The organism is Pantoea sp. UBA4549, from assembly GCF_002387285.1.
Lineage (GTDB): Bacteria > Pseudomonadota > Gammaproteobacteria > Enterobacterales > Enterobacteriaceae > Pantoea > Pantoea borealis.
In genome coordinates, this window is record NZ_DGLH01000009.1 from 560,835 (window position 1) to 583,302 (window position 22,468).

The following is a 22,468-nucleotide window of genomic DNA, read 5'->3' on the forward strand; positions in this document are numbered from 1 at the left end:
CTGCTGCAGTTTGACGAAGCTTTACGCTTCAGGGCACATCATAACCGAGCGCAGCTTTACGAATGCGGAACCACTGCTGGCGATTCAGCGTCAGCGCAGCTGCTTCTGCCGCCTGACCGATGCGGCCGGTTTTACCGGAACCAATGATTGGCAGTGGCCGGCTCGGCAGCATCATGATCCAGGCGTAAACCACCTGCTCAATCGTGGCCGCACCTGTCTCCTGCTGAACCTGACTCAGCTCATCGCGCAGCGGCTGATAATGCGGATCGCTGAACAGACGGCCACCGCCAAGGCAGGACCAGGCCATAGGACGCATGCGCGCCTGCTGGCACTGATCGAGCGTCCCGTCCAGCAGCGCCGTCTGCTCCAGCGGCGAGATCTCCAGCTGGTTAGTCACCAGCGTGAACGGCAGGCGCGACTGCAGCAGCGAAAATTGTGCTGGCGTAAAATTTGAGACGCCAAAATGGCGTACTTTACCGCTCTGATGTAGCTGCATAAACGCTTCCGCCACGTCATCGGCGTCCATCAGCGGATCGGGACGATGAATAAGCAGCAGATCGAGGTAGTCGGTTGCAAAATGCGAGAGTGAGTTTTCCGCGCTGCGAAGAATGTGACTGGCATCGGTGATGTAGTGGCCGATCTGATGCTCAGGTTTGGCCCGCGTTGCGATGCCACACTTGGTGACAATCTGCAGCTGCTCACGTAACTGTGGCGCCAGGCGCAGCGCGGCTCCAAACGCCGCTTCGCACTGATAATCGCCATAAATGTCCGCGTGATCGACCGTGGTCAGCCCCAGAGAGAGATGATACTCAATAAATGAGACCAGCTGCTGTGGTGTCATCCCCCACTCCATTAACCGCCAGTAGCCGACCACCAGAGGAGAGAACGCCGGCCCCTGAGGGGCGATAGCCTGTGGTTGTAACATAACAAAACTCCCTGCATTGAATGTTAAACAGGGAGTATAACGAATTGATGGCAGAATCAGCGCTTAAAACAGCGAAGGCTGCTGTGGATCCTGCCCCGCGTCCGGCTTTTGCTGACGCTGCAGGCGCAGATAGCGCTGCCGGCACAGCCGCAGCACCTCACGTTTTTGTGCATCGCTGAAGCGCATCCAGTTAAAGCGCTCTTCACGGCTTCGCAGACAGCCGCGACAGTAACCGCGGGCATCGGTCTGACAGATGCCGCGACAGGGGCTGGGTACCGGGAAAAATTCGAGTTGTTCAGCCACATCTGCCTCTGATTCACCGCTGGATAACATAGTGATAACAGTTTCCGCGTGAACTGCAAGTCGTGCCGCCAAAAGAAAACGGTTTAGCCCCGCTCTTCGTGCCGATCATTAAGTGTTATTTAACTTTAACAAAAGTTATCATCTGATGTGCGATTAAGGTTATCCTCAGATTTCTTCTCTACTGTGCGTCCATTCCGGCTTAATAACGAACCCCAATGAAATCTTCTATTAAGTTACATTGTCACGAAAACCAGTTTAATTTGCTGGCAGCTCTGCTGTTTGCCGTTGGTCTGAATGCGCTGTTTCTGCGCCAGGCGTGGAAAATCATCACCTATAACCGTCTGCATGACTACCTTTTTGCCGCCAGTATGCCAGTGGTGCTGACTGCTGCCTTTTATCTCCTGTTTTGCCTGTTTGCCTGGCCCTGGGTGCGTAAGCCGCTATTGAGCGTGCTGATACTGATCAGTGCAGCGGCCAGCTATTTTATGTTCAGCTTCGGGACCGTGATTGATACCAATATGGTGGCAAACGTTTTTGAATCCAGCGTGCAGGAGGCAAATGCGCTGATAAGCCCGCGCTGGCTTGTCTGGATGCTGCTGTCAGGAGTGCTGCCGGTGCTGCTTATCGCTGTTGTGCGCGTCAGGCGCAGTCAGCGCTGGTGGTGGAGCGTATTGCAGCGGCTGGCGGGTGCGCTGGGTGCGCTGCTGGTGATCCTGCTGATGGCTGCCCTGTTCTACAAAGATTACGCGTCACTCATCCGTAATAACAAAGGAATGGTAAAAATGATCACGCCAGCCAATGTGATCAGCGGTGCCGGTCATTATATCGATAAGCGCTACCTGCAGGGCAGCCAGGCGCTGATTAAAATCGGACAGGATGCGCACAAAGGCCCGCTGATCGCGCAGGCGGCTAAAAAAACGCTGGTTGTACTGGTTGTAGGGGAAACGGCACGTGCGGAGAACTTTTCGCTGGGCGGCTATGCGCGCCAGACTAACCCGGAACTGCAGAAACAGCAGGTGATTTACTATCCGCATGCGACGTCGTGCGGCACCGAGACGGCGGTTTCTGTGCCCTGCATGTTCTCTGTTATGCCGCGCGAACATTACGACGCCGACCTGGCACATCACCAGGAGGGCGTGCTGGATGTGCTGGCTCACGCCGGAGTCAGCGTATTGTGGCGCGAGAATGATGGCGGCTGCAAAGGCGCATGCAACCGCGTGCCGCACACTGACATGACGCAGTGGTCGTTACCACAATATTGCCATAGCGGATTCTGCCTCGATGACGTGCTGCTGCACCGCTTCGATAATTACGTTGACAGTTTACATAACGACAGCGTAATTGTGCTGCATCAGATGGGAAGTCACGGCCCGGCCTACTATCTGCGCTATCCGGCTGCGTTCCGCCGGTTCACCCCCACCTGTGACAGCAACCAGATTCAGGATTGCGATCCGCAGGCGCTGGTTAACACCTACGATAATACCCTGCTCTATACCGATAATATGCTGAGCCAGACTATCGACAAGCTAAAAGCGCTGAGCAACCGCTTTAATGTGGCGCTGGTTTATCTCTCCGATCATGGTGAATCGCTGGGCGAACACGGTATGTACCTGCACGGCGCGCCGTGGATGCTTGCCCCGTCACAGCAGACGCATATCCCGCTGCTGATGTGGTTCTCACCCGGCTACGCCAGCGCGTTTCATCTGGATGAGACCTGTCTGCGGCGGCAGGCCGCGACGCTGCCGGTCTCGCAGGATAACCTGTTTCATACGCTGCTGGGCCTGTTCGATATCCGGACACAGGTTTATCAGCCCCAGCTGGATATGATCAAATCGTGCCAGCAAAAAAGCTGACGCTTGCATTAGACCGACTGGTCTACTAGGCTTCCAGCCATGAATAAAAGTGTGCAACGTAATGAAACCCGTGAACACCTGCTCGCTACCGGCGAGCAGGTTTGTTTGCAGCGCGGCTTTACCGGAATGGGCCTCAATGAAGTGCTCACGCTGGCGGCGGTGCCTAAAGGGTCTTTCTATTACTATTTCCGCTCCAAAGAAGCATTTGGCGTCGCGCTGCTGGAACGCTATTTCGTTAATTATCTGGAGCAGATTAATCAACAGCTCACGCTACCGTCCCTGCCCGCACGTCAGCGACTGCTGGCACATTTTCGCTCCGGTCAGCAGCTGTTTGCCAGGCAGGGACGCATTATGGGCTGCCTGGGCGTCAAGCTGTCGGCTGAGGTATGCGATCTCTCAGAACCGATGCGTGATGCGCTGCAGCGCGGTGCCAGCGCCATTATGGCCGCTTACGCACACTGCCTGACAGAAGCGGCGGCTGAACAGCCGCTGTTATTTAATCAGACCCCGGCGCAGCTTGCACAGCGTTGCTACCTGCTCTGGCTGGGAGCCAGCCTGCAGAGCAAAATTTCCCGCGAACCAGACTCCATTAATCTGGCACTCAGCACTATCGAACAGTGGCTTAACGGCCCGCAATTTTAAAAACTGATATTTATAGACGACCAGTCTAATAGAGGAAGTAACATGGCGAGTAAACAGCTATTCTCCCCGCTGAAAGTGGGTGCAATTACCGTTCCTAATCGCGTATTTATGGCACCGCTGACGCGACTGCGCAGCATTGAACCGGGTGACATTCCTACGCCTATGATGGCTGAGTATTATCAGCAGCGCGCCGGAGCAGGCCTGATTATTACTGAGGCGACGCAGGTCTCTTTTCAGGCCAAAGGCTACGCGGGCGCACCGGGCCTGCATACGCAGCAGCAGATTGATGCATGGAAAATGATCAACGAAGGCATTCACGCTGCTCAGGGTCACGTTGCGGTCCAGCTGTGGCATACCGGCCGCATCTCGCATTACAGCGTGCAGCCAGAGGGCAATGCCCCGGTTGCGCCTTCTGCCCTGCCTGCCGGAACCCGCACCTCGCTGCGTGCCGCTGATGGCAGCGTTTATCGCGAAGAGACCTCAGTGCCGCGCGAACTGACCGTTGATGAAATCAAACAGATTGTGCAGGATTTCGGACAGGCCGCAGCCAATGCCCGCGAAGCTGACTTTGACCTGCTTGAACTGCACTCGGCGCACGGCTATCTGATGCACCAGTTCCTGTCGCCTGACTCGAACAAGCGCGACGATGAGTATGGCGGCTCGATTGAGAAGCGCGGCCGTTTTGCGCTGGAGGTGGTGGATGCAGCCATCGCAAACTGGTCTGCCGATCGCGTCGGGATCCGCGTTTCACCTGTCGGGGCGTTTCAGAACCTGGAAAATGGCCCGGATGAAGAAGAAGCGGCGCTCTGGTATATCAGCGAACTGGGCAAACGCGGCCTGGCTTATCTGCACCTTTCTGAGCCAGACTGGGCGGGTGGCAAGCCTTACACTGATGCGTTCCGTGAAAAAGTTCGCGCGGCTTTCCCTGGTGTGATCATCGGTGCCGGCGCCTATAGCGTGGAAAAAGCGGATGATCTGATTGCGCGCGGTCTGATTGATGCCGTGGCGTTTGGCCGCGACTTTATTGCCAATCCGGATCTGGTTGCACGCCTGCAGCAGGATGCTCCGCTTAATCCGCAGCGTCCGGAAAGTTTCTACGGCGGCGGTGCGGAAGGGTATATCGACTATCCGACACTGTAACTGACACCTGCCGCACAGCGATGCGGCAGCCCCGTTACCCGCTATACTTGCACTGTTTCTGCGTCAAAATCTGACTATTTCGAAAAGAGGATATTATGCGTTTACTTCACACCATGTTACGCGTTGGCGATCTGCAACGCTCAATTGACTTTTACACCCGCGTACTGGGTATGCGCGTGCTGCGTCAGAGTGAAAATGCAGAATATAAATATACGCTGGCCTTTGTTGGCTACACCGAAGAGAGCGAAGGTGCAGTCATTGAGCTGACCTATAACTGGGGCACAGAGAAATATGACCTCGGTAACGCTTATGGTCACATCGCACTGGGCGTAGACGATGTCGCAGCCACCTGCGAGCGCATCCGCAGTGCAGGCGGAAACGTAACCCGTGAAGCGGGTCCGGTGAAAGGTGGCAGTACCATCATTGCGTTTGTTGAAGATCCCGATGGCTATAAAATTGAGCTGATTGAAAACAAACATGCCGGTCATGGTCTCGGTAACTGATGCCTGACGCCAGCCCGCAAATTTGCGGGCTGGTTTTTCTCATCTGCTGCACCCTCCCGCCTTTTTTGCCATAATGCGCGCTGCCCTTTTCACTGCTATGAGATCCTGATGTCTGAATCGAACGCCCAGAACGCCCTTAACCAACGCTTTCGCGGCTTTTATCCGGTAGTTATTGATGTCGAAACCGCCGGTTTTAATGCGCAGACGGATGCGCTGCTGGAGATTGCCGCCACGACCCTGAAAATGGATGAGGATGGCTGGCTGCAGCGTGACGAGACCCTGCATTTCCACATTGAACCCTTTGCAGGTGCCCTTCTTCATCCTGAAGCGCTGGCGTTTACCGGTATCGATCCTTCGAACCCGCTGCGCGGTGCAGTAAGCGAATATGAGGCGCTGCACGCCATCTTTAAACAGGTGCGTAAAGGCCTTAAAGAGAGTGGCTGCAACCGGGCGATTATTGTGGCGCACAATGCCAATTTTGATCACAGCTTCGTCACGGCGGCAGCTGAGCGTGCCAGCCTGAAACGTAACCCTTTCCATCCGTTTGCCACCTTTGATACGGCGGCGCTGAGCGGGCTGGTGCTGGGACAGACGGTACTGGCAAAAGCATGCAAGGCGGCAGGTATTGATTTTGACAGCACGCAGGCGCATTCGGCGCTGTATGATACAGAGCAGACGGCAATGCTGTTTTGCGAGCTGGTTAATCGCTGGAAGCGTCTGGGCGGCTGGCCGCTGGCGCTAAACGATGCTGAAGCTGAAGGTGACGAGCCCGGCGAAAGCGCGGCAGAGTAAGATAATGAAAAAGGCCGGCATAGCGCCGGCCTTTTGCTTTATTCCGCTTCTTTGTGTTTCTCAGCGGTTTCTTTGATCAGCGGCTGAAGTTCACCACGCTGGAACATCTCAACGATGATGTCGCAGCCACCGACCAGCTCCCCATCCACCCACAGCTGCGGGAAGGTTGGCCAGTTAGCGTATTTTGGCATTTCAGCACGGATATCGGGATTCTGCAGAATATCGACATACGCGAAGCGTTCACCACAGGCAGAGAGCGCCTGCACAGCCTGAGCCGAGAAGCCGCAGCTTGGCAGTTTTGGCGATCCTTTCATATACAGCAGGATCGGATTTTCTGCGATCTGGCGCTGAATTTTTTCAACAGTACTCATTTTTGCCTTCCTTAATTCTTCACTTCGTGTTTGTTTATTGTAGCGACTTCGTCCCGTGACTGAAAACGGGAATTTGTCTCGTTGCAGCCTGAATCGCCATGTTTGTTAAGTTTGTTGCCCCAGGCGTATGACGAAGTGTGTATTAATACACGATTAGCAATAAACCTGCTGTGTTAAACACCTGAAACTGCTCATTTTTGCTACACAGCCACTACTATGAGCTATTTAATAAAAAAGACCTTACCTTTTGTAAAAAAAGTGGATTAGAATCAATCCGGCGCTGATCGCTGATCAGAATTTTCTAATATTGCCGCGGTCTGCTTCTGCAGTCTGCCGAACCTGTAACCGGACTATGCGTTTACTGATTACGCTTTTCATACTGGCTTTTGCTCAGCTGTTTTTTAACGTGGCCGCTGCTTCACCGCACAAGCCGGTTAACGCCAGCCTGCAGAAAGCGGAGAAAAAGAGCGCGCGCGATGATGAGCGCCGCAAACGACGCCCGGTTAAAACGTCGGCTAAAAAAACACGCGTCACGCCTGTACAAAAAGTTAAAACCAAAAAAAACCTCCCCGCAGAGCCTTCTGCCACTACACGCACCGCCCGCAAAAAAGGGGCTGCACCCTCTGCCGGTAAAAAATATGGTCATCAGCGTACCAGCCGGAAAACAGTGGCAGCAGAAGAGACCACCGATACGCTGACCGGTGTCAGGCTCAGTAAATCTCACCGCCTGCGCTATCAGAAAGCACGTGAAACCGCCATGACTAAGCTCATGGGCCAGCTGGGCAAACCTTATCAGTGGGGTGGCACCTCTCCGCTTACCGGATTCGACTGCAGTGGTCTGGTCTGGTACGCCTATAAAGATCTGGTTCGTTTTAAACTGCCGCGTACGGCTAATGAAATGTATCATCTGCGCGACGCTGCCCCCATCAAGCGTGAAATGCTGGAGAAAGGCGATCTGGTGTTTTTCCGCATCAATAATCGCGGGACCGCCGATCATGTTGGCGTTTATCTGGGTAACGGCAAATTCATTCAGTCGCCGCGCACCGGCAAGGATATTCAGATCAGCGCGCTGGGTGAAGATTACTGGCAGAAACATTATGTTGGCGCACGCCGTATGATGACCCCTAAAACCATTCGCTAACGGTTGCGCAACACGCAGAACCGCACGGCGTAACGCATTCGCGCTTCACGCCGGCACAGCCGCAAGGTCACGGCAGTTATCAGCAGCCGCACTGCGCCTGAAGTCTCCGTTGCCGCTTTCTGCCTGCACCACACGCTTTCGTATCTATCGCCGGAATAGAATTATTTTCGCCTGGCCGCAGGTAAACATCTCGTTTTATGACCCTCACCTTGCTAGAATCGCCGCCTTTCGTTGCGCAACACCTTTTGCGCACGCTGCTGTCATTATCTGCCACGGTTAATTACTCGCCTTAAATCAGCCATTTTTATGCTGAAATCGGGCAGAAAACCCTGCGCAGACGCAAACGTTTAACACTATACTTATCATAAAGTTGCGATAGGTTTAAGAGGTCCATTTTCATGGCAACAATTAAAGATGTGGCAAAACGCGCTGGCGTATCAACGACCACGGTTTCGCACGTCATCAATAAAACGCGCTTTGTCGCTGAAGAGACGCGTAATGCCGTGTGGGAAGCAATTAAAGCGCTGCACTATTCTCCCAGCGCTGTCGCCCGCAGCCTGAAGGTCAATCACACTAAGACGCTGGGTCTGCTGGCAACCTCCAGTGAAGCCCCCTACTTTGCTGAAATTATTGAAGCAATTGAGAATCACTGCTTCGCTCAGGGCTATACGCTGATACTGGGCAATGCGCATAACGACTTACAAAAGCAGCGCGCCTATCTGTCGATGATGGCGCAAAAACGGGTCGATGGCCTGCTGGTGATGTGCTCTGAGTATCCGGACGATCTGCTTCAGATGCTGGAAGAGAATCGTAATATCCCGATGGTGGTGATGGACTGGGGCGCTTCACGCGGTGATTTTACTGATACCGTACAGGATAACGCATTCCAGGGCGGCTATCTGGCCGGTCGTTACCTGATCGAGCGTGGTCATCGCGATATTGGCGCGATTCCGGGTCAGCTGGAGCGTAATACCGGCGGCGGACGGCACGCCGGCTTTTTACAGGCGATGCATGAAGCGGGTATCACGGTGCGTGCCGAGTGGATCGTACAGGGCGATTTTGAGCCTGAATCGGGTTATCAGGCGATGCAGCAGATCCTGAGCCAGAAGCAGCGCCCTACCGCTGTGTTCTGCGGCGGCGATATCATGGCAATGGGCGCGATCTGCGCCGCCGATGAGATGGGCCTGCGCGTTCCGCAGGATATTTCGGTGATCGGCTATGACAATGTGCGCAATGCCCGCTACTTTACGCCGGCGCTGACGACGGTGCATCAGCCTAAAGCGCAGCTGGGCGAGAAAGCGCTGGAGATGCTGCTGGATCGCATCACCAGCAAACGCGAAGAGCCGCAAACGATTGAAGTTCAGCCCAGTCTGATTGAGCGTCGCTCTGTCGGGGACGGTCCGTTTCGCGACTATCGCCGCTAAGCGCGGCGTTCGCTGAGCCACTCATGGTTTAGCGTCTCAGCATCACCCAGGTAAGCCAGCAGCCACGTCAGTGCCGGTGATGCCCGCTGCCCGGCCCAGCTGACGCAGCAGGGGCTGTCCGGAAAAGGCTGCGGCAGGATCAGTTCTGCCAGCGCGCCGCTATCCAGTAGCGGTCGCGCCAGATGTCCCGGGATCATCCCCACGCACAGGCCAGCTTGCAGGCAGTCGATCCCGGTTTCCCACTCCGGCACCACCAGCCGGCGCTGATTATCCAGCGTCCATGTCATACGACGCGGGAGTGCGCGCGACGTATCCTCCAGCACCAGCGACGGCCATGCGCGCAGCGCCTCTTCATCAGGATGCGCGCTCTGCGCCAGCGGATGATCCGGACTGACCACGCAGCGCCAGTTAAGGGCACCCATATCCTGAAAAGCAAAGCGCCCGCCGACCGGGATCGCCTGCGTGGCGCCAATGGCCACGTCAACCCGGCCGTCGGCGAGCGCATCCCATACGCCGTTGAACACCTCATAGCTGATGATCAGCTCCATATCGGGAAAATGGCGATAGAAATCTTTAACCAGCTGGCGCGTGCGCTGCGGCTTAACAATGCAGTCTACGGCAATACTGAGCTGGCCGCGCCAGCCGTTGGCCAGCTGCTGACACTGACGTCGCGTCGCCAGCATTTTTTTGATAACAGAGCGCCCTTCACGCACAAAATGCTCGCCTGCCGGCGTCAGGATCACCTCCCGATGCTGGCGTTCAAACAGCTCCACGGCAAGCCAGCTCTCCAGCTGCCTGATGGTATAGCTGATGGCAGAAGGCACGCGGTGCAGTTCCTGTGCCGCCGCGCTGAAACTTCCGGTGCGAGCCACGGCATCTGCCACCTCAAGCGCATATTCAGACCACATATTTTTTGCCTTCAAAAAATTTAACAGCACTCTGCAAATATTAGCGTTTCACAAAGCTGACTGCACCCTTTTACACTCCTTCGCGTTTCCCTGCCAAATGAGAAAAATAGTGATGTCTTCAAAAGGATTTCTGCCTTATCTGGCGCTGCTGAGCATGCTCGGCTTTCTTGCCACGGATATGTATCTGCCTGCATTCAGCGACATGCAGCGTGACTTTGCCACCGCACCGGGTGTTATCAGCGCCAGTCTGAGCCTGTTTCTGGCGGGCTTTGCCTGTGCGCAGGTAGGCTGGGGATTACTCTCTGACCGTATTGGCCGCAAACCGGTTCTCCTGGCTGGCCTGTCGATATTTGCCCTGAGCTGTCTGGCCATGTTGTGGGCAGACAACGTCTGGCTGATGCTGGCACTGCGTTTTATTCAGGCCGTGGGCGTGTGCGCCGCCGCCGTAAGCTGGCAGGCGCTGGTTATCGATCGCTACCCTAAAGCGCAGGCCAATAAAGTGTTTGCCACTATCATGCCGCTGGTTGCGCTCTCTCCCGCTCTGGCTCCGCTGCTGGGCGCCTGGCTGATGAGCCATTTTCACTGGCGTACTATCTTCCTGGTGCTGACGCTGATTACGCTGGTGCTGCTGGCTGGGACGCTTAAGCTCCGCTCGCCGCGAATCTCTCCTGCAGCGCGCGGCGATCAGCCTGGCTGGCTGGCGCTGCTGGCAACCCGCGCCTATAGCGGCAATGTCCTGATTTACTCCGCCTGCTCTGCCAGTTTTTTTGCCTGGCTGACAGGTTCACCCTTTATTCTGGCGGCGGCAGGCTTAACCCCGGCAGATATCGGACTTAGCTATGTGCCGCAGACGATTGCCTTTCTGATTGGCGGTTTTGGCTGTCGTGCGCTGCTTAATCGTTTTCAGGGTGCGCAGCTGCTGCCGTGGCTGCTGCTGATTTACAGCCTGAGCATTGTGAGCCTGTTTGCGGTTGCGCTGCAGCCCGCCCCGTCGCTGTTTGCCCTGCTGCTGCCTTTCTGCGGTATGGCTCTGGCAAACGGCGCTATCTACCCGATTGTGGTTGCCAGCGCGCTGGCGCCGTTCCCGCATGCCAGCGGTAAAGCAGCGGGTTTACAGAATCTGCTGCAGCTTGGCTTATGCTTCCTTGCCAGTCTGATTGTCTCAGCGGGTTTGCAGCAGGCGCTTTATCACACTACGCTGGTAATGGTAAGTACGGTGGTTCTTGCCTGGGTGGGCTTCATCTGGCAGCGTGCGACAGTAAAATCCGCTGACATCCCCCATCCCTGCGAAGAGAACGCCTGAGCCGGCCTCGCGCTATTTTACCTGACAGTGACCCGCCCGCGCAGTCGCGCTGCGGGTCACTGGCTTGTCTGTCTGTTAAAACAATAAAAGCGCGTCCGGTATTTCCGGGACGGTGCCTGCGTGTGGCCAGACGACTGCGCCTCGCGCAAATCCGGACTATTCATACCTCTGTTAATGTGGTTTAGCTGCGCACGGCACGACCCTGCGTTCTTTCACAGACCTGATGCAGACCCTCCTGTTTCACAGGTCACGTTTACAAGGTGATGGAGAAGCTATGAGTTCATCATGTGCAGAAGCGGTAAGTCCCGAAGAGAATCCGTGGTTCCGTATCGTCCGGGAGTTACTTGAACAGGCAGATATTCGCGTTAATGGTTCACGACCGTGGGATATTCAGGTACATCACGCTGACTTTTTTAAGCGCGTACTGCAGGAAGGCTCCCTGGGTCTGGGCGAAAGTTACATGGATGGATGGTGGACGTGTGAACGACCGGATATGTTTTTTCATCGCGCGCTCAGGCATCATCTTGATCAGCAGCTGCCGCACCACTTCAAAGATACCCTGCGCATCGCCGCAGCCCGGATCACCAATCTGCAATCAAAAAAGCGCGCCTGGCAGGTTGGCAAAGCGCACTATGATCTGGGTAACGACCTCTTCCGCCTGATGCTCGACCCGTTTATGCAATACTCCTGCGGCTACTGGCATCATGCGGAAACGCTGGATGCGGCGCAGGAAGCAAAACTGGATCTGATCTGCCGCAAACTGCAGCTTGAACCCGGCATGTCTCTGCTGGATATCGGTTGTGGCTGGGGCGGGCTGGCGGAGTTTGCTGCCCGCCGCTACGGTGTCAGCGTATATGGCGTCACTATCTCTCAGGAGCAGCAGAAAATGGCACAGCAGCGCTGCGCCGGCCTGGACGTCACAATATTGCTGCAGGATTATCGCGATCTTGCACTACAGTTTGATCGCATTGTTTCCGTGGGCATGTTTGAACATGTCGGCCCGAAAAATTATGCGACTTACTTCAGAGTGGTGAATCGCAATCTGAAACCCGGTGGCCTTTTTCTGCTGCATACCATCGGGGCGGTCAGGACCGATATGCGCGTAGATCCGTGGATCGATAAATATATTTTCCCGAACGGCTGCCTGCCATCCGTGCGACAGATAGCGGACGCCAGTGAGCCTTATTTTATTATGGAAGACTGGCACAACTTCGGGACCGATTATGACACCACGCTGATGGCGTGGCATACGCGTTTCCAGGCCGCGTGGCCGCAGCTCTCTGCCCGCTACGATGAGCGCTTCAGGCGGATGTTCAGCTATTACCTTAACGCGTGTGCTGGCGCCTTTCGCGCCCGGGACATTCAGTTGTGGCAGGTTGTGTTCAGTCACGGCTATGAAGGCGGGCTGCGCGTGGCGCGCTAGATGAAAAAGGCGCATGGCGCGCCTTTTACAAAGGTTATTCTGCCGCACCGCCCGGTGAGGTTGCCGCAGCAATCAGGTCTGCTTCGCGCTGCGCCATAACGCGTTCAACGGTATCCACAATTGCCTGCGTCTGGGGATCGATTTCGATATTGACCTTATGCCCCAGCTTTTTGCTTCCCAGCGTGGTGCGCTCCAGCGTTTCCGGGATCAGGTGAACGCAAAATTTGGTTTTTGTCACATCGCCGACCGTCAGGCTGATGCCATCAATACCGATATAACCTTTACGCAGAATATATTTTATCTGCCCGGCATCCTGCGGTCTGAACCAGACTTCACGGTTATTTTCCGACTGAATAATTTTGCAGATTTCCGCAGTGGTCATAATATGACCCGACATCAGGTGCCCGCCAATTTCATCACTGAACTTAGCCGCACGCTCGATATTGACTTTGTCACCCACCTGCAGCGCGCCCAGATTAGTAATGCGCAGCGTCTCTTTAATCAGATCAAAACTGACCCGATCGCCTTCGATGGCCGTTACAGTCAGGCAGCAGCCGTTGTGCGCCACAGACGCGCCCAGCTCCAGCCCTGGCAGCAGAGCTGCATCAAGACGAACAGTATGAGTGCGAAACAGCTCTTTCTCTTCAATGGCGACAATTTCCGCCACACCCTGCACGATACCCGTAAACATAACTATCCTCTCCACGCGTTTGTCTTAGCTTATCACAGCCTGCCAGCACAACTTAATTTGCGCATGCGCAATGGTTGCATAAAAGACAAATAAATTTGTTATCATCGTTTGTTCCGCATGCAGGCTCTGGCTACACTGAGCGCGCATTCGCCGGGAATAGTCTCCCGCTCTCTCTTAATTAAACAGGTGATACGTGCAGAAGTATTTAACAGAAGCGCGTCAGCTGCTGACCCTCGCAATCCCGGTGATCCTCGCTCAGGTAGCCCAGACTGCGATGGGATTTGTAGATACCGTTATGGCCGGTGCGGTAAGCGCCACGGATATGGCCGCCGTTGCTGTTGGCACCTCTATCTGGCTTCCCGCCATTCTTTTTGGTCACGGTCTGCTACTGGCACTGACGCCTGCCGTTGCGCAACTCAACGGGTCCGGACGACGTGAACGCATTGCTGAGCAGGTGCGTCAGGGCTACTGGCTGGCGCTGGCCGTGGCGCTTGTGATTATGATTGTGCTATGGAACGCGGGCTATCTTATCCGCGCCATGCATGATATTGACGCCAGTCTGGCGATAAAAGCGGAAGGTTACCTGCATGCGCTGCTATGGGGCGCGCCGGGCTATCTTTTTTTCCAGGTGGCTCGTAACCAGTGCGACGGCCTGTCTAAAACCAAACCCGCCATGCTGCTGGGCTTTCTCGGGCTGCTGACCAATATCCCGCTGAACTACATCTTTATCTATGGCCATTTTGGTATGCCGCGTCTCGGCGGCGTGGGATGCGGTGTGGCCACCGCCTCAGTCTACTGGGTGATGTTCCTGGTTATGCGCTTCTGGCTCCAGCGGATGCCGGCGATGCGCGATATTCGCATGGCCTCCCGCTGGTCAGCGCCCTCGCGTGCCATTCTCATGCGGCTGTTTTCGCTGGGGTTACCGGTAGCGCTGGCGCTGTTTTTTGAGGTCACGCTGTTTGCCGTGGTGGCGCTGCTGGTGTCACCGCTGGGCATTGTGAATGTTGCAGGGCATCAGATTGCGCTCAATTTCAGCTCACTGATGTTTGTGCTGCCGCTGTCGCTGGGTGTGGCCACCACGATTCGCGTGGGTTACCGGCTGGGCGAAGGCTCTGCGGAAGGCGCACGCACCGCCGCCTGGACCGGTCAGGGCGTGGGCCTTGCCATGGCGGCGTGCACTGCTCTGTTTACCGTCACGTTTCGTCACGATATCGCCGCGCTTTATACGGCAAATCCTGCGGTCATAACGCTGGCAGCCCAGCTGATGATGCTGGCAGCGATCTATCAGTTCTCCGATTCTATTCAGGTTATCGGCAGCGGGATCCTGCGCGGCTATAAAGATACCCGATCAATCTTTTTCATTACGCTGATTGCTTACTGGGTTTTGGGACTGCCGGCAGGCTATGTTCTGGCGCTGACTGACTGGATTGTACCGGCGCTGGGCCCGGCCGGATTCTGGTGCGGTTTTATTGTGGGTCTGACCTCTGCCGCAGCGATGATGATCTGGCGTATTCGTCGTATGCAGCGCCTCCCCGCAGACGTTATTCTGGCGCGCGCGGCGCGCTAAGTGGCTGAGCGGGCGTTTATCTGGCCCGCAATGCTGAAAAAAGCGACGCTTCGCACAGATGCTGGTCAGTCGTCCGGATTTTCTGTTTTTTTCCCTTGCCAGGTTTCCGGTGTACCGTTAATATTCGTCCCCGCTGTCGCCCTGACAGCGTGTTGCGCTCTTAGCTCAGTTGGTTAGAGCACCACCTTGACATGGTGGGGGTCGATGGTTCGAGTCCATTAGAGCGCACCAAGTGCGTCCGTAGCTCAGTTGGTTAGAGCACCACCTTGACATGGTGGGGGTCGGTGGTTCGAGTCCACTCGGACGCACCAGTTTGCTGTATTGCGCGCTCTTAGCTCAGTTGGTTAGAGCACCACCTTGACATGGTGGGGGTCGATGGTTCGAGTCCATTAGAGCGCACCACTTCGCTGTTTTCTCTTTTTGCGCAACGTCGTTTTCCTTGATCCAGGTCGATATCCCTCGCTGCTTTTATATTGGTTTTCGCATACTTAGCGATTATACTATGGCACGTTGTTTCACCTGAAAGGTTTCAGCGCTGACGTGCCTATGCCATCAATGTCTCTGATTTGCGCAACGCCGCTCTGCCGGCCTGCCTCTGCAACGCATAACTTCCCTGCACGCTCAGTTCCTGTCACCTATTCTTACTTCTGTATTATCCGTAGCCACAATCGTCACATTTTCGCTTCGGTGCTCCGCGCATCGGATACCGACCTTTATCATCCATCACAACATACAGATATCTGACATGAAAAAGACCAAGATTGTTTGTACTATCGGGCCGAAAACCGAATCAGAAGAGATGCTGACCCAGCTGCTGGAAGCCGGCATGAACGTTATGCGTCTCAACTTCTCGCACGGTGATTACGCCGAACATGGTCAGCGCATCGCAAATATGCGTGCCGTCATGGAAAAAACAGGGCATCAGGCCGCGATTCTGCTGGACACCAAAGGACCGGAAATCCGCACCATGAAGCTGGAGGGTGGCAACGACGTTTCACTCAAAGCGGGCCAGACCTTTACCTTTACAACCGATCAGTCTGTGATTGGTAACCATGAGCGTGTCGCTGTTACCTATGGCGGTTTTACTGAAGATCTGAAAATTGGTAACACGGTTCTGGTCGATGATGGCCTGATCGGTATGACCGTTACCGAAGTCACGGAAAACAGCGTGGTGTGTGAAGTGCTGAATAACGGCGACCTCGGTGAAAACAAAGGCGTTAACCTGCCGGGCGTTTCCATTCAGCTGCCTGCGCTGGCTGAGAAAGATAAGCGCGATCTGATTTTTGGCTGTGAGCAGGGTGTGGACTTCGTCGCCGCATCGTTTATTCGTAAACGCTCTGACGTACTGGAGATCCGCGAGCATCTGAAAGCGCACGGCGGCGAGAACATTCAGATCATCTCTAAAATCGAGAACCAGGAAGGCCTGAACAACTTCGATGAAATTCTCGAAGCCTCTGATGGCATTATGGTTGCGCGCGGCGATCTGGGCGTAGAGATCCCGGTTGAAGAGGTTATCTTCGCGCAGAAGATGATGATCAAAAAGTGCAACAAAGCCCGTAAAGTGGTCATCACTGCTACGCAGATGCTCGACTCCATGATCAAAAATCCGCGCCCTACCCGTGCTGAAGCGGGCGACGTGGCTAACGCCATTCTTGACGGTACTGACGCCGTGATGCTGTCAGGTGAAAGCGCCAAAGGTCGCTACCCGCTGGAGTCGGTCACTATCATGGCGACCATCTGCGAGCGTACCGACCGCGTGATGAAGTCACGCATCGATGAGCTGAAAGACTCACGCAAGCTGCGCATTACGGAGGCTGTCTGCCGGGGTGCCGTTGAGACCGCAGAGAAACTGGAGGCACCGCTGATTGTTGTAGCCACAGAAGGCGGAAAATCAGCGAAATCAGTACGTAAGTACTTCCCTGATGCAACCATTCTTGCGCTGACAACCAACCAGACTACGGCACGTCAGCTGATCCTGAGCAAAGGTATTGAGACGCGTCTGGTCGCCCGCATTGAATCAACCGATGATTTCTATCGCATTGGCAAAGAGCTGGCGCTGGAAAGCGGCTATGCGCAGAAAGGTGATGTGGTCGTGATGGTTTCCGGTGCGCTGGTACCAAGCGGAACTACTAACACCGCTTCCGTGCATGTGATTTGATTTAACGTCACACTTTATTTAAACAAGCGCCTTAACCGGCGCTTTTTTTATTCCATCGCTAATCTAAAACCAGAAAAATTCAAATCGAAAATAACTATTCAATATGTTGTGTAATTAAGGTTAATCCGATTAAATCTCTCTGTTTTCGCTAAATATTTTCATCATATTCTGCCAGATGCTGCTTCTTTGAGCGAACGATCAAATTTAAGCATGTTCCCATCAAAAATTTATTCTCAACTTAAAAAGCTTTGTGCAATACTTGTAACGCTACATGGAGATTAACTTAATCTAGAGGGTATAAAATGAAACGTACTAAACTGGTACTGGGCGCGGTAATCCTGGGTTCAACTCTGCTGGCTGGTTGCTCAAGCAACGCTAAAATCGACCAGCTGTCTTCAGACGTTCAGACTCTGAACGCTAAAGTTGACCAGCTGAGCAACGACGTGAACGCAGTGCGTTCTGACGTTCAGGCTGCTAAAGATGACGCAGCTCGCGCTAACCAGCGTCTGGACAACCAGGCTCACTCTTACCGTAAGTAAGAGTTCTGGTTTGAAAAATGGTGCCCTGGTGGCACCATTTTTTTTGTCCGGATCCCAGCACCCGGTGGCGCTGTCTGGCCGGTTGACGTCAGCCCTGTGGATCCGCGACAACCTGATCTGCCGTCTCTCCGGAGACCGGTTCCCCACTGCTAACCAGCACCGGCATACCCGAACGCCGCGTCATCGCCTCCTCAATCAGCGCACTGTCACTTTTTGCACTGCGGCTAAAAGCCTTCAGGGCGGTGCTGCGCACCAGCGGCTGCGTCTGCGGATCATCTTTTTCGCTGCGTGATAGCGGCTGATGAACCTCAATATAGCGTTTACCGTCTGGTTCGATAGCGTATTTCACCGGCTGATTAACAATCTGAACGCGCGTGCCTGCCGGTACGCTGTTAAACAGCGCTTCAATGTCCGCGGGACGCAGGCGAATACAGCCGGAGCTGACACGCATGCCAATGCCAAAGTCGGCGTTGGTACCGTGGATCAGGTAGTGCCCCTTGCCGTGCGCCAGACGCAGCGCGAACAGCCCCATCGGATTATCGGGACCGGCCGGGACAGTTACCGGCAGCGTAACGCCCTCTTTCGCATAACGCTTGCGAATATTTGGCGTCGGTGTCCAGGTAGGATTAGGGATTTTCTGGCTGATACGCGTCACCATATCGGGCGTCGCAGCACCCAGCTGGCCGATGCCTATCGGGTACACCACCACGCGGTTTTCGCCAGGCGGATAGTAGTAGAGGCGCAGCTCGGCCAGGTTAACCACAATCCCTTTGCGCGGCGCATCCGGCAACAGCATCTGCAGCGGCACGGTGATCTGCGTGCCTGCCGCCGGCAGCCAGGGGTCAACACCAGGGTTTGCTTCCAGCAGGGCGAGCAGCCCCGTGCTGTAGCGCGCTGCTACGCTCTCCAGCGGCTGTTTATTATCAGAGATAGTGGTCAGAACGTTTTCGCCGATCAGGCGGCTGTCGTCGGCAGGGAGAGGATATTCAGTAGCCATTGAAGGTGCAGAGAGTCCGAAGCAGGACAGCAGCAGTGCACCAGCTAAACGTAACGCAGGTTTCATGCAGGTTTCTCTTTCTGGATGGAAAAGACCCCGGCTGAACCGGGGTCTGAAGAGTGTACCTTAGCAGAGCTGCTGAGCGTTATGACGGATAGCGCGGATCATCGCTTCCAGCCCCTGAGAGCGCGTCGGCGTCAGGTGCTGAGTCAGCGCCAGTTCCGCAAACCAGTGGCGTACATCCAGGTCGAGGATCTCCTGCGCTTTCAGCCCCTGATACAGACTAAACACGACTGCGATCAATCCCTTAACAATAGCTGCATCGCTGTCTCCCTCAAACGCCATCGACCCGTCCGCCTGTGGCGTCATACGGATCCAGACCTGACTCTGACAGCCTGAAATGACATACTCTGGCTGATGCAGGCTTTCAGAGGATTCTGGTAATTTTGCACCCAGCTCGATGATGTAAAGGTACTTCTCTTCCCAGTTAGCGCAACGATTAAAGTTACGCACCAGCTTCTCTTTTTCCGGCAGGTTCGCCATCTGTTACTCCTGAAATCTGCTTAGCCCAGCAGGCGATGAATACGCGTCAGGCCAGCGGCCAGCCGATCCGCCTCATCTTCGGTGTTATACAGCGCGAAGGAGGCACGACACATCGCCGGTACAGCGTAGTGACGCATCAGCGGCATCGCACAGTGGTGACCGGTGCGAATAGCAATACCATACTGATCGAGGAAGCTGCCTACGTCAAAGGCGTGGTGTTTACCCAGGTTGAAGGCGATCACACCGCTGCGCTGCGCAGGACCATAAAGCACAATGTCCGGCACTGAAGCGAGTTTATCCAGCGCATAACGCATCAGCGCGCTTTCGCGTGCATGAATAGCCTCAAGCCCCAGTTCACTCACCCAGTTCAGCGCGGCTCCCAGACCGATAATCCCACCGGTATTGGGCGTACCCGCTTCAAAACGCCACGGCGCACTGTTCCAGGTGGTTCCCACCGGCAGCATAACCTGGTCGATCATTGAACCTCCGCCTTCCCACGGCGGCATCTGCTTCTGCAGCGCTTTACGCGCATAGAGCACGCCGATACCGGTCGGACCATAGATCTTATGTCCGGAGAAGACGTAGAAATCGCAGTCGATATCCTGCACGTCAACGGCGTGATGCATAACCGCCTGCGCACCATCTATTAACGTAATCAGGCCAGCCGCTTTAGCCTGCGCCACCAGCGCCTTAACCGGGTTAACGGTGCCCAGCACGTTAGAGACGTGCGTAACGGCCAGCAGTCGGGTGCGGCTATCAATGAGCGAGGCAAGCTGTTCTGTGGCCAGCTCACCGCTATCGTTGAGCGGCAGAACGCGGATCTCAGCACCGGTACGCTGTGCCACCATCTGCCACGGCACGATGTTAGCGTGATGCTCCATCTCGGTAATGATGAGATTATCACCGGGCTGCAGCTGACTGCCGCCCCAGCTATTGGCAACCAGATTGATCCCTTCGGTTGTGCCTTTAACAAAGATGATCTCTTCATGCGAAGCCGCATTCAGAAAAGCCGCAGCCTGCGCGCGTACGGCTTCCATATCGCTGGTTGCCTGCGCGCTCAGCGAATGGATACCGCGATGCACGGCAGCGTAGCCGTGCTGGTAAAAATGACTTTCCGCGTTGATTACCGCGAGCGGACGCTGCGCGCTGGCCGCGCTGTCAAGGTAGGCCAGCGGGTGTCCGTTGACCTCACGACTCAGGATCGGAAACTCCGCTCTGACTCGTTCGGAATCGAAACTCATGAATGTACTCCAGGGAAACGCTGTGAAATGCGTGCCAGCACCGCCTGACGCAGAATGTCATCATCCAGCGTTTCGGTCAGCTCGGCGGCAAAAGCGTGAATGATCATCTGCTGCGCCGCCTCTTCAGCGATACCGCGCGAGCGCAGATAGAACATCTGCTCATCATCAATGCGACCGATGGTGGCGCCGTGGCTGCACTTAACGTCATCGGCGTAAATCTCCAGCTGTGGCTTGGTATCGACTTCAGCCAGCCGGCCCAGCAGCAGGTTGTTGTTGGTCATCTGACCATCGGTTTTCAGCGCATGCTGTGCCACTTTGATATGACCATTGAAGACAGCACGGCCTTTTTCCCGCGAAATGGTTTTATGCAGCTGACGACTCAGGCAATGGCCTTTGTTGTGCTCCAGATAACTGCGGGTATCTGCGATTTCGCTGCCCACCGGCAGAACCAGGCTGTTCATTGCCAGCTCGCTGTTTTCGCCATTCAGCTGCGTGCTGGTGTTATGACGTGACAGACCGGCACCCAGCAGGAAACTGGTGCTGCTGACGCGTGCATCCTGGCCCATCACGATGTCATTGTGCGCAAAGTGATAGCTGCTGCTGGTTTCAAAGGCGAGCTTGGTATGTTTCAGCTGCGCGTTATCCGCCACGGCAAACGTAATACGTGCGCCGGTAAAGTGTGCAGCATCATTAAGTGTGACATAGTGCTCAACGATTTCCGCTACTGCACTCTGCTCCAGCTCAACGTGATGACGATGGTGTACGGTGTTCAGCGCATCCGCCTGACCGCTAGTGATGTGCAGCAGATAGAGCGGACGGGTAGCCGTTTTGCCACGCGCCAGACGAACCGTCGTTACCTCTTCTGCCAGGCTCTCTGTCAGATGCAGGAAAATTTCCGGCTGTACCGGTGCCGGCAGATCGCGACGCTCAGCTGCCTGAACATGCTGGATCTCAAACAGATCGGTTTCCGTGCTGCTCAGCGCCGGCTGAAAGCGGCCGTCAACAAACACCAGTCGTACTGCATCCAGCGGCAGCGCCAGCGCATCTGCCTGCTCACGGCTGACGTTCTGCGCAGCAGGCAGCACAAAGTGCTGTCCCAGCAGGCTCTCCAGCGACGTGTATTTCCAGTTTTCATGCTTGCGGGTGGGCAAGCCTTCACGCATCAGCTGCTGCCAGTGCTGCTGCGCCTGCAGCGAGCGCTGCTCGCCGCGTGACTCAAACAGATGGTGCCACTGCTGCAGGGCATTATCACTCTTCGTCGGTAAGCCAGCCATAGCCTTGCTCCTCCAGCTGTTTCACCAGTGAAAAGTCGCCAGACTTAACGATTTTACCCTGATAAAGAACGTGCACGTGATCCGGCTTGATGTAATCCAGGATACGCTGATAGTGCGTTACGATGATGAAAGAGCGCTTGCCGTCGCGCAGGCTGTTGACGCCTTCTGAAACGATTTTCAGAGCATCGATATCCAGGCCCGAATCGGTCTCATCCAGAATGCAGAGTTCTGGCTCCAGCGCCGCCATCTGCAGAATATCGTTGCGCTTCTTCTCACCGCCAGAGAAGCCAACGTTGACTGAACGCGTCAGCAGATCTTCCGGCATTTTCAGCAGTTTAATTTTATCTTCGATAAAATCCTGGAAATCAAAGCGATCCAGCTCTTCCTGCTCGCGATATTTACGTACCGCATTAACAGAGGTCTGCAGGAAAAACTGGTTGCTCACACCCGGGATCTCTACCGGATACTGGAACGCCATAAAGATGCCTTCACCTGCGCGCTCTTCGGGTTCCAGCGCCAGCAGATCTTTCTCTTTAAAGGTGACTGAGCCCCCGGTGATCTCGTAATCTTCGCGACCCGCCAGCGTTGCTGAAAGCGTACTTTTGCCTGAGCCATTCGGGCCCATAATCGCATGGACTTCACCTGGTTTAACTTCAAGGTTCAGACCGCGCAAAATCTCTTTATCTTCAACGCTAACCTGTAAATCTTTAATACTTAACATACTTATTCC

At 55.1% G+C, this 22,468-nt stretch carries 22 protein-coding genes and 3 tRNA genes; 15 read left to right on the forward strand and 10 right to left on the reverse strand.

Going from position 1 to position 22,468, the window contains the following annotated elements:
* Window positions 1–28: 28 nt before the first annotated feature.
* The gene (locus B3041_RS09305; protein ID WP_292971654.1) at window positions 29–925 is read right to left on the reverse strand and encodes an aldo/keto reductase; all 897 of its coding nucleotides are present in this window, start codon (window positions 923–925) and stop codon (window positions 29–31) included.
* Window positions 926–988: 63 nt separating this feature from the next.
* Window positions 989–1,258 carry a DUF1289 domain-containing protein gene (locus tag B3041_RS09310; protein WP_075050744.1) on the reverse strand — a complete coding sequence of 90 codons (270 nt, stop codon included), beginning with the start codon at window positions 1,256–1,258 and terminating at the stop codon, window positions 989–991.
* A 185-nt stretch (window positions 1,259–1,443) separates the two neighbouring features.
* On the opposite strand from B3041_RS09310, the gene eptA reads away from it, so the two are divergent.
* The 5 genes from eptA (at window position 1,444) to rnt (ending at window position 6,158) form a co-directional block, all read left to right on the forward strand.
* Window positions 1,444–3,081 (forward strand): phosphoethanolamine transferase EptA, encoded by a 1,638-nt coding sequence (gene eptA / locus B3041_RS09315; RefSeq protein ID WP_292971657.1) that lies wholly within the window; start codon window positions 1,444–1,446, stop codon window positions 3,079–3,081.
* A 39-nt stretch (window positions 3,082–3,120) separates the two neighbouring features.
* A complete protein-coding gene (locus tag B3041_RS09320; RefSeq protein ID WP_065649458.1) occupies window positions 3,121–3,723 on the forward strand; it encodes a TetR/AcrR family transcriptional regulator in 603 nt (200 codons plus the stop codon).
* Between the two features lie 42 nt (window positions 3,724–3,765).
* On the forward strand, window positions 3,766–4,863 hold the full coding sequence (locus tag B3041_RS09325) for an alkene reductase (protein ID WP_292971661.1): 1,098 nt from the start codon (window positions 3,766–3,768) through the stop codon (window positions 4,861–4,863).
* A 95-nt stretch (window positions 4,864–4,958) separates the two neighbouring features.
* A complete protein-coding gene (gene gloA / locus B3041_RS09330; protein ID WP_065649460.1) occupies window positions 4,959–5,366 on the forward strand; it encodes a lactoylglutathione lyase in 408 nt (135 codons plus the stop codon).
* Window positions 5,367–5,474: 108 nt separating this feature from the next.
* Window positions 5,475–6,158, forward strand: a complete 684-nt coding sequence (rnt, locus tag B3041_RS09335) for a ribonuclease T (protein WP_065649461.1) — start codon at window positions 5,475–5,477, stop codon at window positions 6,156–6,158.
* Window positions 6,159–6,196: 38 nt separating this feature from the next.
* On the opposite strand, the gene B3041_RS09340 is transcribed toward rnt, so the two are convergent.
* Complete coding sequence (locus tag B3041_RS09340; RefSeq protein ID WP_065649462.1) at window positions 6,197–6,529, reverse strand: Grx4 family monothiol glutaredoxin; 333 nt, start codon at window positions 6,527–6,529, stop codon at window positions 6,197–6,199.
* Window positions 6,530–6,881: 352 nt separating this feature from the next.
* Here B3041_RS09340 and B3041_RS09345 point away from each other — a divergent pair, with 352 nt between their 5' ends.
* Window positions 6,882–7,670, forward strand: coding sequence for a C40 family peptidase (locus B3041_RS09345; protein WP_292971666.1), 789 nt, complete (start codon window positions 6,882–6,884; stop codon window positions 7,668–7,670).
* A gap of 398 nt (window positions 7,671–8,068) precedes the next feature.
* The gene (purR, locus tag B3041_RS09350) at window positions 8,069–9,094 is read left to right on the forward strand and encodes an HTH-type transcriptional repressor PurR (RefSeq protein WP_292971669.1); all 1,026 of its coding nucleotides are present in this window, start codon (window positions 8,069–8,071) and stop codon (window positions 9,092–9,094) included.
* Here the strand turns inward: purR and punR are convergent.
* The gene (gene punR, locus B3041_RS09355; RefSeq protein WP_292971672.1) at window positions 9,091–10,002 is read right to left on the reverse strand and encodes a DNA-binding transcriptional activator PunR; all 912 of its coding nucleotides are present in this window, start codon (window positions 10,000–10,002) and stop codon (window positions 9,091–9,093) included. The two genes, purR and punR, sit on opposite strands and share 4 nt — an antisense overlap.
* Window positions 10,003–10,111: 109 nt before the next feature.
* Between punR and punC the strand changes: the two genes are divergently transcribed.
* Both punC and cfa read left to right on the forward strand, forming a co-directional pair.
* Window positions 10,112–11,305, forward strand: a complete 1,194-nt coding sequence (gene punC / locus B3041_RS09360; RefSeq protein WP_065649466.1) for a purine nucleoside transporter PunC — start codon at window positions 10,112–10,114, stop codon at window positions 11,303–11,305.
* A 274-nt stretch (window positions 11,306–11,579) separates the two neighbouring features.
* Window positions 11,580–12,728 (forward strand): cyclopropane fatty acyl phospholipid synthase, encoded by a 1,149-nt coding sequence (gene cfa / locus B3041_RS09365; protein WP_065649467.1) that lies wholly within the window; start codon window positions 11,580–11,582, stop codon window positions 12,726–12,728.
* A gap of 34 nt (window positions 12,729–12,762) precedes the next feature.
* Here the strand turns inward: cfa and B3041_RS09370 are convergent, their stop codons facing one another.
* Window positions 12,763–13,419 (reverse strand): riboflavin synthase, encoded by a 657-nt coding sequence (locus B3041_RS09370; RefSeq protein ID WP_065649468.1) that lies wholly within the window; start codon window positions 13,417–13,419, stop codon window positions 12,763–12,765.
* A 193-nt stretch (window positions 13,420–13,612) separates the two neighbouring features.
* On the opposite strand from B3041_RS09370, the gene B3041_RS09375 reads away from it, so the two are divergent.
* From B3041_RS09375 to B3041_RS09400, 6 genes are all read left to right on the forward strand, one after another.
* Window positions 13,613–14,986, forward strand: coding sequence for an MATE family efflux transporter (locus B3041_RS09375; protein WP_065649469.1), 1,374 nt, complete (start codon window positions 13,613–13,615; stop codon window positions 14,984–14,986).
* Window positions 14,987–15,140: 154 nt separating this feature from the next.
* Window positions 15,141–15,217, forward strand: a tRNA-Val gene (locus B3041_RS09380).
* Between the two features lie 3 nt (window positions 15,218–15,220).
* A tRNA-Val gene (locus B3041_RS09385) sits at window positions 15,221–15,297 on the forward strand.
* A gap of 14 nt (window positions 15,298–15,311) precedes the next feature.
* A tRNA-Val gene (locus tag B3041_RS09390) sits at window positions 15,312–15,388 on the forward strand.
* Between the two features lie 343 nt (window positions 15,389–15,731).
* Window positions 15,732–17,144, forward strand: a complete 1,413-nt coding sequence (pykF, locus tag B3041_RS09395; protein ID WP_065649470.1) for a pyruvate kinase PykF — start codon at window positions 15,732–15,734, stop codon at window positions 17,142–17,144.
* 302 nt (window positions 17,145–17,446) lie between these two features.
* Window positions 17,447–17,683 carry a major outer membrane lipoprotein gene (locus B3041_RS09400; RefSeq protein ID WP_039384115.1) on the forward strand — a complete coding sequence of 79 codons (237 nt, stop codon included), beginning with the start codon at window positions 17,447–17,449 and terminating at the stop codon, window positions 17,681–17,683.
* Between the two features lie 88 nt (window positions 17,684–17,771).
* Here the strand turns inward: B3041_RS09400 and B3041_RS09405 are convergent, their stop codons facing one another.
* From B3041_RS09405 to sufC, 5 genes are read right to left on the reverse strand one after another with little or no spacing between them, the layout of a single operon-like run.
* Window positions 17,772–18,746 carry a L,D-transpeptidase family protein gene (locus B3041_RS09405; protein WP_065649471.1) on the reverse strand — a complete coding sequence of 325 codons (975 nt, stop codon included), beginning with the start codon at window positions 18,744–18,746 and terminating at the stop codon, window positions 17,772–17,774.
* Window positions 18,747–18,806: 60 nt separating this feature from the next.
* A complete protein-coding gene (gene sufE / locus B3041_RS09410) occupies window positions 18,807–19,223 on the reverse strand; it encodes a cysteine desulfuration protein SufE (RefSeq protein ID WP_065649472.1) in 417 nt (138 codons plus the stop codon).
* A 20-nt stretch (window positions 19,224–19,243) separates the two neighbouring features.
* Window positions 19,244–20,464 carry a cysteine desulfurase SufS gene (sufS, locus tag B3041_RS09415; protein ID WP_292971684.1) on the reverse strand — a complete coding sequence of 407 codons (1,221 nt, stop codon included), beginning with the start codon at window positions 20,462–20,464 and terminating at the stop codon, window positions 19,244–19,246.
* Window positions 20,461–21,738, reverse strand: coding sequence for a Fe-S cluster assembly protein SufD (gene sufD / locus B3041_RS09420; protein ID WP_292971687.1), 1,278 nt, complete (start codon window positions 21,736–21,738; stop codon window positions 20,461–20,463). The genes sufS and sufD overlap by 4 nt, the downstream gene beginning before the upstream one ends.
* Entirely contained in the window at window positions 21,713–22,459 is a 747-nt protein-coding gene (sufC, locus tag B3041_RS09425; protein WP_039384106.1) for a Fe-S cluster assembly ATPase SufC, read from the reverse strand. The genes sufD and sufC overlap by 26 nt, the downstream gene beginning before the upstream one ends.
* Window positions 22,460–22,468 lie beyond the last annotated feature (9 nt).